Source organism: Geodermatophilus sp. SYSU D00879 (genome assembly GCF_054050375.1).
In genome coordinates this window covers 44,637-57,448 of sequence record NZ_JBJGZF010000010.1, presented here as the reverse complement: position 1 = coordinate 57,448, position 12,812 = coordinate 44,637, and the positions used below count along the sequence as shown (strand labels likewise).

Sequence of the window (12,812 nt, the reverse complement as noted above, 5' to 3'; positions counted from 1 at the left end):
CCGCGACGCGGCGGCGGTGCACCGGTCAGGCCTCCAGCGGCGCCCGCTCCAGCTCGCTGACGCGGTCGGCGGCGCGGTCGCGGTCGGCCGCCGCCCGCCGCGCCGCCCGGTCGGCCGCCTCCGCCCGCCGGCCGGTCCGAGCGGCCTCGGCGCCGGCCGCCTCCGCGTCGGCGCGCACCCGCTCGAGCTCGGCCGCCAGCTCCTCGACGCGGGCGGCGAGCTCCTCCTGCCGGCGGGCGGCCCGCCCGGCCCGCTCGTGCGCGGCCCGGGCGGCCGCCTCCGCCTCCGCGGCGTCCCGCTCGGCCGCCTCCGCCTCCTCGCGGGCGGCGGCCAGCTCGCGGTCCCGCCGCTCCTGCGCGGCCCGCCGCCGCTCCTCGGCCGCGCGCCGGGCGGCGTCCTCCCGGGCGCTCGCCCGCGGGGCGGCCGGCGGGGTGCGCCCGGTCCGCGGCGGGGGCACCACCCGCAGGTCCGGGCGGGTGCCGAAGCCGGGCCCGAGGCCGCGGGAGGACAGCGGCGCGGTCAGCCGGCCGCCCAGCAGCGCCTCCCCCGCGTCCGGGTCGGCCAGCGCGGCCCGCAGCGTCTCCTCCACCTGGTCGGCGACGGCGTCGCTGAGCGGGGTGCCGCGGCGCGCGGCCACCGCCCGGGCCTGGCGGGTGAGCGCGGCCAGCAGCCGGGAGCGCTGGGTGCCCAGCTGCCGCAGCTCGTCGCCGGCCAGGGTCTGCTGGGCCTCGCGCAGCAGGTCGCCGAGCTCCACGAGGCCGGCGATCTCGTCGGGCTGCTCGCGCACCAGGACGTTGCACGCCCACGCCGCGGTCGAGGGCCGGCCGAGGGCGCCGATCTCCCGCGCGAGCGCCCGGTCCCCGGCGGCCCGGGCGCGGCGGGCGGCCTCGGTGCGGGCGGCGACGAACTGCCCGGGCGGCACCGCGTAGACCTCCTCGGCGACCTCGTCGAGGTCCACGGCGCCTCCTCCCGGCTCGGACGATCGCCGCCGACCCTGCCACGGGAAGAGCGGACCGGCCGGGGGACGTTGCCGCCCGCGTCGCGCGGGTGGTCGACTCCCGGCGACGGCCGCGACGAGAGGGGGACCGTGATGACGACGTGCGGGCACCTGGACCAGATCCGCGACGTGTCGCCGGACTCGGACGAGGGCTGCGGCGACTGCCTGGCCATCGGCAGCCGGTGGGTGCACCTGCGGATGTGCCTGACCTGCGGGCACGTGGCCTGCTGCGACTCCTCCCCCAACCGGCACGCCACCGCGCACGCCCGCTCCAGCGGCCACCCCATCGTCCGGTCGGTCGAGCCGGGCGAGGACTGGCGCTGGTGCTACGTCGACCAGGCGCTGGTGTGATGGAGCTGCCCCTCGTCGGCCTGCTCGCCGGCTCCTTCGCCGTCAGTGCGCTGGCCCGGCGGCTGGGGGTCTCCCCGCCGCTGCTCCTGGTCCTGGTCGGGCTCGCGGTGTCCTTCCTGCCGGGCGTCCCCGACTACGCGCTGGACCCGCACCTGATCCTCACGCTGGTCCTGCCGCCGCTGCTGTACTCCGCGGCGCTGGACAGCTCCTACCTGCGGCTGCGCGCCAACCTCCGCCCCATCGGCATGCTCGCGGTCGGGGCGGTGCTGCTCACCACGGTCGCCGTCGGGCTGGCCGCGTGGTGGCTGGTGCCGGGCCTGCCGCTGGTCTCGGCGCTGGTGCTCGGCGCGGTCGTCGCCCCGCCGGACGCCGTCGCGGCCACCTCGGTCGGCCGCCGGCTGGGCCTGCCGCGGAAGGTCATGACCATCCTGGGCGGCGAGAGCCTGGTCAACGACGCCACCGCGCTCACCGTCTACCGGGTCGCCGTCGCGGTCGCCGCGGGCGCCGGCTACGGCATCGCCGAGGGCGTGGGCGTGTTCGTCCTCGCCGCGGCCGGCGGCGCCGCGATCGGCTGGGCGCTGGGCTGGCTGGTGCACCGCATCCGCCTGCTGCTGCGCGACGGCGTGCTGGAGAGCGCGCTCGGCCTGCTCGTCCCGTTCGTCGGCTTCACCGTCGCCGAGGAGGTGCACGCCTCCGGCGTCCTCGCGGTGGTCCTCGCCGGCCTCTACCTCGGGCACCGCTCCCCCGCGGCGCACCCGGTCGCCCGGCTGCAGGACCGCGCGGTGTGGCAGGCGGCCGACACCGTCCTCGAGGCGACGGTCTTCGCGCTGATCGGCCTGCAGCTGCGCGCGGTGGTCACCGGCGTCGGGCCGTCGGTGGGCACGCTGACGGCGGTCGGCCTGTTCCTCGTGCTCGTCGCGCTGGCGGCCCGGGTCGTGTTCGTCTTCCCCACCACCTACCTGCGGCCGCTGGCCCGCCGCCGCCAGGACTGGGCCCCGCCGCCGTGGACGTACCCCGCCGTCATCTCCTGGGCCGGGATGCGCGGCGTGGTCTCGCTCGCCGCGGCGGCCGGCATCCCGCTGACCACGCTCTCGGGCGCGCCCTTCCCCGGGCGGGACGAGATCGTCTACCTGACCTTCGTGGTCACCGTGGGCACCCTGCTGCTGCACGGGCTGACGCTGCCGGCGGTGATCCGGCGGCTGGGCGTGCAGGCCTCGGACGAGGCCGCCGACGCCCTCGCCGAGGCGCAGGCGCAGAACGACGCCGGCCGGGCCGCCGTGGCCCGGCTCGACAGCCTCGACGACGGCGACCCGCTGCACGCCGCCACCGTCGCCGAGCTGCGCCACCGGATGGAGGCGCGGACCAACGCGGCGTGGGAGCGGCTCGGCGGCCCGGTCGCCGGCGGCGGCGAGACGCCGAGCGCGGTCTACCGGCGGATGCGCCGCGCCATGCTCGAGGCCGAGCGCGAGGTGTTCGTCCGCTACCGCGACGCCCGGCGCATCGACGACGAGGTGTTCCGGCGGGTGCAGCACGAGATGGACCTGGAGGAGGTCACGCTGCTCCGGGAGTGACCCTCCGTGTGGAGCACATCACGTGATCTGTTTCACTCCGCCCGGAGCGCCACCCTGGCGCCCGGAACGGAGAGCCCGACGATGACGTCCCGTCCCCTCCGGCGGTCCCGCTGGACCGTCACCCTCCTCGGCGCCGCGCTCGCGGCCGCCGTCGTCCCCGGGACCGCCGCGGCGGCGCCCCCGAGCGGCGACAGCGACCGGCTGCCGATCGTGTTCGTGCACGGCAACAGCGGCTCGGCCGCGCAGTTCGAGAGCCAGTTCCAGCGCTTCACCAGCAACGGCTGGGACCAGGACCTGCTGTTCGCCTACGAGTACGACACCAGCGGCCCCGACAACACCGCCGCGATCGCCGGGCTGGGCCCGTTCCTCGACGCGGTGCTCGAGGAGACCGGCGCCGACCAGGTGCTGCTCGCGGCGCACTCGCGGGGCACCACGGTCAGCCACGCCTACCTGGCCGACCCGGCGCACGCAGCGGAGGTGGCGCGGTACGTCAACCTCGACGGCCGCTCGTCGGCCACGCCGCCCGGCGGGGTCCCGACGCTGGCGGTCTGGGGCGAGTGGAACTCCCCGCCGGCCCCGCGGCGCGGGACGGTCGGCGCCATCGGCGGGGCGGAGAACCTGTACAACCCCGACCAGGGGCACACCGAGACGGCGTCGTCGGCGCGCACCTTCGCGGCGGTCTACCGGTTCTTCACCGGGTCGGCCCCGCGCACCACCGACGTGCTGCCCGAGCCGCCCGGCCAGGTCACCGTGGCCGGCCGCGCGGTGCTGTTCCCGCAGAACCAGGGCTACGCGGGCGCGACCCTGCAGATGTGGCAGCTCGACCCGGCGACCGGGCAGCGGGTCGGCGCCCGGCCGCAGGAGAGCTGGGTGCTCGGCGCGACCGGCGACTTCGGGCCGGTGCGGGTCAACGGGCAGAAGACCTACGAGTTCGCGTTGACCCGCGAGGACGGCTCGGTGCACCACTTCTTCCAGTCGCCGTTCACCCGGGACGACTCCTTCGTCCGGCTCAACAGCTCGCGGCCGGGCACCAGCCTGGAGGCCTACGTCGCCACCGCGCCGCAGCAGACCAACCTGTCGCTGATCCGTGCGCGGGAGATCTGGGGCGACCAGGGCGCCAACTCGGACTCGATCACCGTCGACGTCCTCGGGGACGCGGTGGCGCCGCTGCAGGTGTCCACGCCGACGACGACCCCGCGCACCGGCCCGGCCGGGCAGGCCACCGGCGAGGTCAACGCGCTCTACCTGTTCGACGTCGGCCGGCGGATCCCGACCGCGACGAGGCCCCCGTTCTACGCGCCCGGCGACCGGGTCACCGACCTCGCGAAGGGGGACCTGTTCCCGTTCAGCACGCTGACGTTCCTCAACGCGGCCGACGTGTTCCTGCCGGCGTCCGACGGTGCGGGCACGGTCCGCATCGAGGTCCGGCCGCGCGGCGGCGGCGAGCCGCAGGTGCTCAACGTGCCGGCGTTCTCCTCGGTCCGCGACCGGGTGTCGGTGACCCTGCGCGACTCGACCCAGGCGGCCTACGCCTTCCCGGGCCGGTGAGCCGGTGCGGCCCGGCGGCGCCCCGCCGCCGGGCCGCACTCACCGGCCGAGCGCGGTCAGCCGCTCCGCCCGGGCGGCGCGCAGCAGCCCGGGCAGCCGCGGGTCGGCGAGGACGGCGGGCCCGCGGACGGCGACCTTGCGGAACGACTTCCCGGTGCCCTCGAGCAGCCCGCCGTCGAGGCCCGCGCCGGCCAGCGCCGCGCCGCGGTTGAAGCCGAGGTTGAGGTGCCGGTCGTAGACGTCGAGGTAGGCGTAGTGCTCGGAGTTCTTCCGCGGGCCCACGCCGTAGCCGACGGTGCGCTGGTGCGGCCACACCACCCGCACGACACCGGGGTCGGCCTCCCGGACGAGCGCGTCGGCGGCGCGGACGAGGTCGGCGGTGGCGGGCGGCAGGCCGGCGAGCAGGAGGTCCCACGGGTCGTCGTCCATCCCGGCCATCCTGCCCCGGACCGGGCCTAGGCTGGCCGCAGCCGTCCCCCCGGGAGGTCCCCGTGCTGCTGCGTCTAATCGGTCTGCTGCTGGTCGTCTGGCTGGCCGTGACGATCGTCGGGTGGGTCGTCGAGGGCATGTTCTGGCTGGTCCTCGTCGGCCTGATGCTCCTGCTCGTCACCGCCGCCCTCGGCATGCGGGAGCGCCCCCGCCGCTGATCCTCAGGCCGGCACCCGGGCGCGGCTGCTCAGCACGAACCGGTTGCCGTCCGGATCGGCGAACACCGCCTGCCGGCCCCACGCCTCGGTCGTGAGCGGCCCCTCGAACGGGACGCCCGCGCCGGCCATCCGCGCGTACTCGGCGTCGACGTCGTCGACCTCGAACACCAGGCCCTGCAGCGAGCCCGGCGGCATCCGGTCGAACCAGGTGACCAGCGTCAGCGAGGTGCCCGAGCCCGGCGTGCCCACCTGCACCCAGCGTGCGCCGGGTGCGAACTCCGCGTCGCGCAGCACCTGCAGGCCGACCTGCGCGGTCCAGAAGCGCAGCGCGGCGTCCTGGTCGCTGACGGGGACGGAGACGACGGTGACGTCCACGGGGACCTCCTCGGAGCGGGGCCCCAGTGCACCGCCCCCGCACCCCGGAGGTCCAGGGGTGCGGGGGCGGTGCGGGGTGGGCCGGTCAGTGCGCGGCGGCCACCGCGGCCGGCCGGCGCAGCCGCACGCCGACGGCGGCGACGACGCTGATCCCGCCGAGCAGGGCCAGCGCGGCGCCGAGGCCACCGAGGGCGCCGGTGAGCGCGAGGACGACGAGCGGGCAGAAGAACTGCCCGATGAAGAAGGTCGACGTCCAGACACCGGTGCCCCGGCCGCGCTGCTCGAAGCTCAGCGAACCGAGGGCCCAGGTGAGCAGGGACGGCAGGATCAAGCCGTTGCCGAGACCGGTGACCACGGCGAACGCGATCACCGCGGGAACCGCCGAGGACAGGCCGAGTCCGATGATGCCCACGCCGGAGAGGGCGAAGGCCAGCGGCACGAGGACCGCCGGACCGCGATGAGCCAGGCGGCCGAAGAGGATCCCGCCGGCCGCGGTGCCCAGCGACGCGACCGCGCTGGCGGCGCCGATGACCGCCGTGGACTCCACGCCGATGTCGTCGAGCTTGAAGGACAGCTGGACGATCAGGACGTAGAAGACCAGCCCGCCGACCAGGGACACGCCGATCGGGGCGGCGAGCCGGCGCCACGGCAGGGCCGGCAGCTTCTCGGCGCGGGCCGCCGCCTGTGCCTGCGGGGCCGGCTGCCAGATCAGCTTCGCGGCGGCGAGCGCGAGCGGCAGGCTGAGCGCGTACAGCCAGAAGGGCGTCCGCCAGTCGCCGGCGCCCAGCGCGCCGCCGACCGCGAAGAAGACCGTCGCGGCGACGGTGGTGAACACGACCTGGAGGCCGAAGTACCGCTCCCGCTGCGAGCCGTGGAAGTAGTCGGCCAGCAGGGTCGTGCAGCAGGTCATGATCGCGGCCTCGGTGAGGCCGAGCAGCACGCGGCTGGCGACGATGAGCTGCAGGGAGGGCAGCCACAGCGGCGCGGTCCCCACGAAGGCGTAGGCGACGAGAGCGCCGACGAGCAGGCGCTTGCGGCCCACCCGGTCGACGATGCGGCCGGCGACCATCGCGGTGAGGCCGATGACCAGGGCCGGCGCGGTGAGCACGACCGGGGCCAGCGCCTCGACGCCGGGGGTGCCGGCGAAAGCGTCCTGGATGCGGGGCAGGACGGGTGCCAGCAGGACCGCGCCGAGCACCGACAGGCAGCTCGCCAGCAGCAGCACCAGGGCCTGCGGCCGGCCGGCGGGCCGCCCCGTGGTGGGATCGACGGCGACCTCGCCGACCAGCGGCTCCTCCGCCGGCCGCTCAGGGACCAGGACGTTCTCCGACACGGGCGTCTCCATCGACGGGCGCGCCGGTCCCGGTGACCGGCATCACTGGCGATGGAGTGTCAGGACGCCGGACGGCGAGCGGAAATCACTTGTCGTTACGGTCCCCATCGACCGGGTGGATACCCGTCGACTGGTCCCCCACCGCCAGGCGGGCGGCCCGGGTCACCAGGTCGCGGAGCCAGGCGTGCTCGGGGTCGTCGTCGAACACCGGGTGCCACCACATCGCCTCGATGAGCGGGCCGGCGTCGAAGGGGCACGGCAGCGCCCGGATGCCGGAGTCGAGGGGCAGCAGGTCGACGAGCTTGCGCTGCAGCAGCGCGATCCGGTCGCTGCCGGAGACCAGCGCGGGCACGGTCAGGAAGCTCTCGGTGACCACCTGCACGTGCGGCTCGATCCCCAGCATGCGCATCTGGCGCGCAGCCGGGGTCGACGCCGTCGGCCCGTGGTAGGTGGCCACCCACGGGAGGGTCTCGAGGTCGCCGACGGTCAGGCCTGCGTCCACCACCGGGTTGTCGGCGGCCACCACGCAGACCCACTCGTCGCGGTACAGGTCCCGCCGGGACAGGTCGGTGAGGAAGCCCGGGCGCAGGAACAGGAGGTCGGCGCTCAGCAGCGCCTGCTCCGCCCGGTCCACGATCGTCGGCGAGTGCGCGCTCAGCCGCAGCCGGGTGTGCGGCGCCTCCTCCGCGAGCAGCCCCGCCACGGTGTCGCCGAGCACCGCGACGACGTAATCGCTCACCAGGAGGGTGAACTCGCGCGTCGAGGACGCCGGGTCGAAGCCGGGCTGCGCGGTGAACACCCGCTCCACCCCCGACAGGGCGATCCGCACGAGCTCCCGGAGCTGGACGGCCAGCGGCGTCAGCCGGTACTCGTTGCCGACGCGGGAGAGCAGCTCGTCGCCGAAGTGGCGGCGCAGCCGGGCCAGCGACGCCGACAGCGCCGGCTGGCTCAGCCCCATCTGCGCCGCCGCCCGCGTGACGCTGCGCTGCTGGAGCAGGGCGTCGAGGGACACGAGCAGGTTGAGGTCCAGGCTCGCGAGGTTCACGGGGCGCACCGTATCGACGGCGCTGATGCCCGTCATCACACATTCCGTCTTCCCTCACTCCTGTGGGCTGGCCCACTGTCGAGGCATGCACCACACCCCTGACCACCTCGACCGCACGGATCCCGAGGGCGCCATCGCCGCCGCCGCGAAGCGCTGCTCGAACTGGGGCCGGTGGGGTGCGGACGACGTCCTGGGCACGCTGAACTTCCTCGACGAGGCCAAGCGGCGCGAGGGTGCGGCGCTGGTCCGCCGGGGGGCGAGCTTCTCGCTCTCGCAGTCGTTCGACATGGACGGCCCGCAGAAGGGCTGGCGGCGGCGGAACAACCCGGTCCACACGATGACCGACACCGGGCTCGATGCGGAGCGGAACGTGCAGGGCTTCCCGCACGGCATCGGCGGCGCGGACGACTACATCGCCATGCCGCTGCAGGCCTCCACCCAGTGGGACGGCCTCGGGCACATCTTCGACCACGGGATGGCCTGGAACGGGCGCCGCGCGGGCGACGTCGTGACCAGCCTCGGCGACTCGGTGACCGGCATCGAGACCGTCGCCGACCTCATCGCCGGTCGCGGGGTGCTGCTCGACGTCGGCCGGGCGGTCGGCACCGACGGGGAGCTGCCCGACGGCTTCGCGATCACCGCCGAGCACCTCGAGGCGACGATCGCCGCCCAGGGCGCGTCGTCGGCCGTCGGCCGCGGCGACCTCCTGCTGGTGCGCACCGGGCGGCTGACGCGGGCGCGGCGGGACATCGCCGAGGGGCGCGGCTGGGGCGACTACGCCGGCGGCGCCTCCCCCGGCCTGTCCTTCACCACCGCCGACTGGCTGCACGCCTCCGAGGTCGCCGGCGTCGCCACCGACACGTGGGGCTTCGAGGTCCGGCCCAACGAGTTCGACGTGGCCTTCCAGCCGCTGCACCAGGTCGCCATCCCGAACATGGGCCTGTTCATCGGCGAGATGTGGGACCTCGACGCGCTCGCCGCCGACTGCGCCGAGGACGGCCGCTACGACTTCTGGCTCACCGCGGCCCCCCTGCGCGTGACCGGCGCCGTCGGCGCCCCGGTCAACCCGATCGCCGTCAAGTAGCCGGACGAAGGAGTCCCGACATGCCCGCTGTGAACAGCGTCCTCGTGGTGGGCGGCGGCCTGGCCGGCGCCGCGACCGCGATCCACCTCGCGCAGGCCGGCGTCGCCGTCGACCTGGTCGAGATCAAGCCCGACACCGCCGCGCTCGGGTCCGGCATCACGCTGCAGGGCAACGCCCTGCGCGAGCTGCGGTCCCTCGGCGTGTGGGAGCAGGTGCAGGCGGCCGGCTACGCCTTCGACGTCACCGGCATCCGCGCCCCCGACCCGCACGGCACGGTGGTCGCCGAGATCCCCGACGCCAAGACCGGCGGCCCGGACCTGCCCGCCGCGATGGGCATGCCCCGTCCGGAGCTCGCCCGCATCCTCGTCGACCGGGCCACCGAGGTCGGCGTCAAGGTGCGGTTCGGCACCACCCACACCGCGCTGGTCCAGGACGCCGACGGCGTCGACGTGACCTTCGCCGACGGGTCCACCGGCCGCTACGACCTGGTGGTGGGCGCCGACGGCATCCGCTCGTGGACCCGCCGCGCGCTGGGCGTGAACCTGGAGACCCGGTCGGTCGGGATGGGCATCTGGCGGGCCTTCGGGCCGCGGCCGGCGAGCGTCACCCGCACCGACCTCTACTACGGCGGTCCGTCCTACATCGCCGGCTACTGCCCGACGGGCGAGGACTCCCTCTACGCCTACATCGTCGAGGACGCCCAGGACCGCAGCGCCCTGACGCCCGACGAGCAGCTGGCGACGATGAAGGAGCTGTCCCTGGCCTACCACGGCCCGTGGGACGAGATCCGCGAGTCGCTCACCGACCCGAGCCGGGTGAACTACACCTGGTTCGAGACCCACGTGCTCGAGGAGCCGTGGAACCGCGGCCGGGTGGTGCTGATCGGCGACGCCGCGCACACCTGCCCGCCCACCATCGCCCAGGGCGGCGCGATGGCCCTGGAGGACGCCGTCGTCCTCGCCGAGCTCCTCGTCGAGCGGGACGTGCTCGACCAGGACCTGTGGGACGCCTTCACGGCCCGCCGCTACCAGCGCGCCAAGACCGTCGTCGACGCGTCGAACCAGCTCGCCCAGTGGCAGCTCGACCACGTGCAGGGCGACATCCCTTCGATGATGCGCTCGATCGCCATGCTCACCAGCCAGCCCGCCTAGCCCCTCTGCGCTCCATCGCGATGGAGCTCGCCCCGCATTCGAGAGATGACTCCCATGACACAGCGCCTGATCACCCACCTGCGGCACGTCGACCTCGCCGTGCCCGACTTCGCCAAGCAGCTCGACTTCTACTCCGGGATCTGGGGCCTCACGCCCGAGCACACCGACACCGGGCTGGCGTTCCTCGCCGCCGAGGGGTCGCCGGAGCAGTACATCGTCCGGCTGCGCGAGGCCACCGACAAGCGGATCGACCTCATCTCGTTCGGGGCCGCGAACGCCGCCGACGTCGACACCCTGGCCGGGCAGCTGGCCGCCGACGGCGTGCAGCTCGTGCACGAGCCGACCGACCTGCGCACCCCCGGCGGCGGCTACGGCTTCCGCTTCTTCGACAACGAGGGCCGGACCATCGAGGTCAGCTCCGACGTCGAGGTACGGCAGCACCGCACGATCGAGGAGGGCGAGTCGATCCCGGTGCGCCTGTCGCACGTGGTGATCAACTCCGCCGACCCCGAGGGCACCGTCGCGTTCTACGACAAGTACCTGAGCTTCTCGCTGTCGGACACGCTCATGCACCCGCGGATGGGCAACATGATGTGGTTCCTGCGCACCAACGCGTGGCACCACAGCATGGCGATCGCCCGGGGTCCGCACCCGTCGCTGCACCACGCCTCGTTCGAGATGCGCGGTCTCGACGAGTACATGCGGGGTACCGGCCGCCTGCTGCGCGCCGGCGTCGAGAAGGTCTGGGGGCCGGGCCGGCACCTGGCCGGCAACAACACCTTCAGCTACTTCCTCGACCCGCACGGCAACACCGTCGAGTACACGACCGAGCTGGAGACCCTCGACGAGGACACCTGGCACCCGCACCTCTACGACATCAGCAACCCCGAGGTCTCCGACCAGTGGGGCACCGCCAACGCGATGAACGAGTTCGTCGCGCAGAAGTCGTTCAACGACCCGGACAAGGGCCTGTTCGTGGCCCCGCCGGTCTGATGCGGTTCGCCACCTGGGAGGCCGGCGGGGTCGTGTCCGCCGGCGTGGTCGGGAACGCCGGGCTGCACGCGCTCCCGGCCGGGACGACGGTCCTCGACCTGGTCCGCGCGGGCCTGCCCGCCGCGCTGTCGGCCGGGGAGGAGGCGCTGCGCGGGCCGGCCGTGCCGCTGGAGTCGGTCCGGCTGCTGCCGCCGCTGCAGGCCCCGACCGTGCGCGACTTTGTCGCCTTCGAGGAGCACGTCGAGGGCATGGTGGCGCCGAGCGGCGAGGCGGTCGCGCCGGAGTGGTACCAGGCGCCGACGTTCTACTTCACCAACCCGTACGCGCTCGTCGGCGCGCACGACGACGTCGCGGTACCGCCGGGCTCCCGGCGCTTCGACTTCGAGCTCGAGGTCGCCGTCGTGGTCGGGCGCGACGGCGCCTCGCTCACGCCCGAGCAGGCCCGTGACCACGTGTTCGGGTACACGGTCCTCAACGACTGGTCGGCACGCGACCTCCAGTTCCGCGAGATGGCGGTCAAGCTCGGCCCGGCCAAGGGCAAGGACTCCGCCACCACCCTCGGCCCGTGGCTGGTCACCGCCGACGAGCTCGAGCCGTACCGGGACGCCGAGGGCTTCCTCGCGCTGGACATGCGGGTGTCGGTGAACGGCACCGAGGTCGGCCAGGACCTGCTGAGCAACATGGGCTGGCCGTTCGAGGAGCTCGTCGCCTACGCCTCCCGCGGCACCGAGGTCCGCGCCGGGGACGTGCTCGGCTCGGGCACCTGCGGCAACGGCGGCTGCCTGGCCGAGCTGTGGGGCCGCCGCGGCGAGGCCGCACCCGATCCGCTGCGGCCCGGCGACGTCGTGGAGATGACCGTCGAGGGCATCGGCACGATCCGCAACCGCGTCGTCGCCGGCGTCGACCTGCCGCCGGTGCGGGCCGCCCGGCCGCGGCCGCGCACGCGCAAGCGCCCGGCGTGAGCCTGACCGGCCGGGTCGTCGTGGTCACCGGCGCGGCCCAGGGGCAGGGTGCGGCGGAGGCCCGGCTGCTGGCCGCCGAGGGCGCGACCGTCGTGGCCACCGACGTGCAGGACGCCCCCGCCGAGGACCTCGGCGGGGCGACCTACCGGCGGCTCGACGTCACCGACGCCGCCGGCTGGGCCGCGCTCGCCGACGACCTCCGCGCCCGGCACGGGCGGGTGCACGGGCTGGTCGCCAACGCCGGGATCACCTGGCGGGCCCGGCTGGCCGACCTCGACCCCGCCGACCTCGCGCGGGTCGGGGAGGTCAACGTCACCGGCACCCTGCTCGGGATCCAGGCGCTCACCCCGCTCATGACCGACGGCGGCTCGGTGGTCGTCGTCGGCTCGGTCGCCGCCCTGACCGGGCACTTCCCGGTCGCCTACACCGCGTCGAAGTGGGCGCTGCGCGGGCTGGCCAAGGCCGCCTGCCTGGAGCTCGGCCCGCGAGGCATCCGGGTCAACACGATCCACCCCGGCTACGTCGAGACGCCGATGACCGCCTCGGCGGCGCCGGCGTTCCGCGCCGCCAACGTCGCCGAGACCCCGCTCGGCCGCACCGGCACCGTCGACGAGGTGGCGCCGCTGGTCGCCTTCCTGCTCGGCGACGGCGCCTCGTTCATCACCGGCGCCGAGATCCCCGTCGACGGCGGGATGACCGCCCACGGCGGCGTGAAGTCGATCAGCGACGCCGTCCGCACCGCCTGAGAGAGGAAC

General features: G+C 75.1%; 14 protein-coding genes. 9 read left to right on the top strand and 5 right to left on the bottom strand.

Translation table 11 applies throughout. The features are described from left to right. Window positions 1–25 precede the first annotated feature (25 nt). A complete protein-coding gene (locus ACI79B_RS14215) occupies window positions 26–958 on the bottom strand; it encodes a hypothetical protein (RefSeq protein ID WP_456928932.1) in 933 nt (310 codons plus the stop codon). A 132-nt stretch (window positions 959–1,090) separates the two neighbouring features. Between ACI79B_RS14215 and ACI79B_RS14210 the strand changes: the two genes are divergently transcribed. The 3 genes from ACI79B_RS14210 (at window position 1,091) to ACI79B_RS14200 (ending at window position 4,467) form a co-directional block, all read left to right on the top strand. Continuing rightward, a complete protein-coding gene (locus ACI79B_RS14210; RefSeq protein ID WP_456928933.1) occupies window positions 1,091–1,348 on the top strand; it encodes a ubiquitin carboxyl-terminal hydrolase 14 in 258 nt (85 codons plus the stop codon). After that, complete coding sequence (locus tag ACI79B_RS14205; protein WP_456928934.1) at window positions 1,348–2,919, top strand: Na+/H+ antiporter; 1,572 nt, start codon at window positions 1,348–1,350, stop codon at window positions 2,917–2,919. The genes ACI79B_RS14210 and ACI79B_RS14205 overlap by 1 nt, the downstream gene beginning before the upstream one ends. An 81-nt stretch (window positions 2,920–3,000) precedes the next feature. Then, complete coding sequence (locus tag ACI79B_RS14200) at window positions 3,001–4,467, top strand: hypothetical protein (protein ID WP_456928935.1); 1,467 nt, start codon at window positions 3,001–3,003, stop codon at window positions 4,465–4,467. A 39-nt stretch (window positions 4,468–4,506) separates the two neighbouring features. Here ACI79B_RS14200 and ACI79B_RS14195 read toward each other — a convergent pair whose 3' ends face one another. Continuing rightward, complete coding sequence (locus tag ACI79B_RS14195) at window positions 4,507–4,896, bottom strand: hypothetical protein (protein WP_456928936.1); 390 nt, start codon at window positions 4,894–4,896, stop codon at window positions 4,507–4,509. A gap of 62 nt (window positions 4,897–4,958) precedes the next feature. Here ACI79B_RS14195 and ACI79B_RS14190 point away from each other — a divergent pair, with 62 nt between their 5' ends. Further along, window positions 4,959–5,114 (top strand): hypothetical protein, encoded by a 156-nt coding sequence (locus tag ACI79B_RS14190; RefSeq protein ID WP_456928937.1) that lies wholly within the window; start codon window positions 4,959–4,961, stop codon window positions 5,112–5,114. A 3-nt stretch (window positions 5,115–5,117) separates the two neighbouring features. Here the strand turns inward: ACI79B_RS14190 and ACI79B_RS14185 are convergent, their stop codons facing one another. The 3 genes from ACI79B_RS14185 to ACI79B_RS14175 all read right to left on the bottom strand — a co-directional run bounded on the left by ACI79B_RS14185 (window position 5,118) and on the right by ACI79B_RS14175 (window position 7,867). After that, the gene (locus tag ACI79B_RS14185) at window positions 5,118–5,489 is read right to left on the bottom strand and encodes a VOC family protein (RefSeq protein ID WP_456928938.1); all 372 of its coding nucleotides are present in this window, start codon (window positions 5,487–5,489) and stop codon (window positions 5,118–5,120) included. 85 nt (window positions 5,490–5,574) lie between these two features. Further along, entirely contained in the window at window positions 5,575–6,822 is a 1,248-nt protein-coding gene (locus ACI79B_RS14180) for an MFS transporter (RefSeq protein WP_456928939.1), read from the bottom strand. 85 nt (window positions 6,823–6,907) lie between these two features. Beyond that, a complete protein-coding gene (locus ACI79B_RS14175; protein WP_456928940.1) occupies window positions 6,908–7,867 on the bottom strand; it encodes a LysR family transcriptional regulator in 960 nt (319 codons plus the stop codon). Between the two features lie 85 nt (window positions 7,868–7,952). On the opposite strand from ACI79B_RS14175, the gene ACI79B_RS14170 reads away from it, so the two are divergent. The 5 genes from ACI79B_RS14170 to ACI79B_RS14150 are packed head-to-tail and all read left to right on the top strand — an operon-like array spanning window position 7,953 to window position 12,803. Beyond that, entirely contained in the window at window positions 7,953–8,951 is a 999-nt protein-coding gene (locus ACI79B_RS14170) for a cyclase family protein (protein ID WP_456928941.1), read from the top strand. Between the two features lie 20 nt (window positions 8,952–8,971). Then, on the top strand, window positions 8,972–10,102 hold the full coding sequence (locus tag ACI79B_RS14165; protein ID WP_456928942.1) for an FAD-dependent oxidoreductase: 1,131 nt from the start codon (window positions 8,972–8,974) through the stop codon (window positions 10,100–10,102). A 54-nt stretch (window positions 10,103–10,156) separates the two neighbouring features. Then, a complete protein-coding gene (locus ACI79B_RS14160; RefSeq protein WP_456928943.1) occupies window positions 10,157–11,095 on the top strand; it encodes a VOC family protein in 939 nt (312 codons plus the stop codon). Then, the gene (locus ACI79B_RS14155) at window positions 11,095–12,057 is read left to right on the top strand and encodes a fumarylacetoacetate hydrolase family protein (RefSeq protein WP_456928944.1); all 963 of its coding nucleotides are present in this window, start codon (window positions 11,095–11,097) and stop codon (window positions 12,055–12,057) included. The genes ACI79B_RS14160 and ACI79B_RS14155 overlap by 1 nt, the downstream gene beginning before the upstream one ends. Then, window positions 12,054–12,803, top strand: coding sequence for an SDR family NAD(P)-dependent oxidoreductase (locus ACI79B_RS14150; protein WP_456928945.1), 750 nt, complete (start codon window positions 12,054–12,056; stop codon window positions 12,801–12,803). The genes ACI79B_RS14155 and ACI79B_RS14150 overlap by 4 nt, the downstream gene beginning before the upstream one ends. The last annotated feature ends 9 nt before the right edge of the window (window positions 12,804–12,812 follow it).

Bases quoted from the DNA above. Each gene is read 5' to 3' on its own strand.
- ACI79B_RS14210 (WP_456928933.1), top strand. From the start codon at position 1,091: ATGACGACGTGCGGGCACCTGGACCAGATCCGCGACGTGTCGCCGGAC.
- ACI79B_RS14205 (WP_456928934.1), top strand. From the start codon at position 1,348: ATGGAGCTGCCCCTCGTCGGCCTGCTCGCCGGCTCCTTCGCCGTCAGT.
- ACI79B_RS14200 (WP_456928935.1), top strand. From the start codon at position 3,001: ATGACGTCCCGTCCCCTCCGGCGGTCCCGCTGGACCGTCACCCTCCTC.
- ACI79B_RS14195 (WP_456928936.1), bottom strand. From the start codon at position 4,896: ATGGACGACGACCCGTGGGACCTCCTGCTCGCCGGCCTGCCGCCCGCC.
- ACI79B_RS14170 (WP_456928941.1), top strand. From the start codon at position 7,953: ATGCACCACACCCCTGACCACCTCGACCGCACGGATCCCGAGGGCGCC.
- ACI79B_RS14165 (WP_456928942.1), top strand. From the start codon at position 8,972: ATGCCCGCTGTGAACAGCGTCCTCGTGGTGGGCGGCGGCCTGGCCGGC.
- ACI79B_RS14160 (WP_456928943.1), top strand. From the start codon at position 10,157: ATGACACAGCGCCTGATCACCCACCTGCGGCACGTCGACCTCGCCGTG.
- ACI79B_RS14155 (WP_456928944.1), top strand. From the start codon at position 11,095: ATGCGGTTCGCCACCTGGGAGGCCGGCGGGGTCGTGTCCGCCGGCGTG.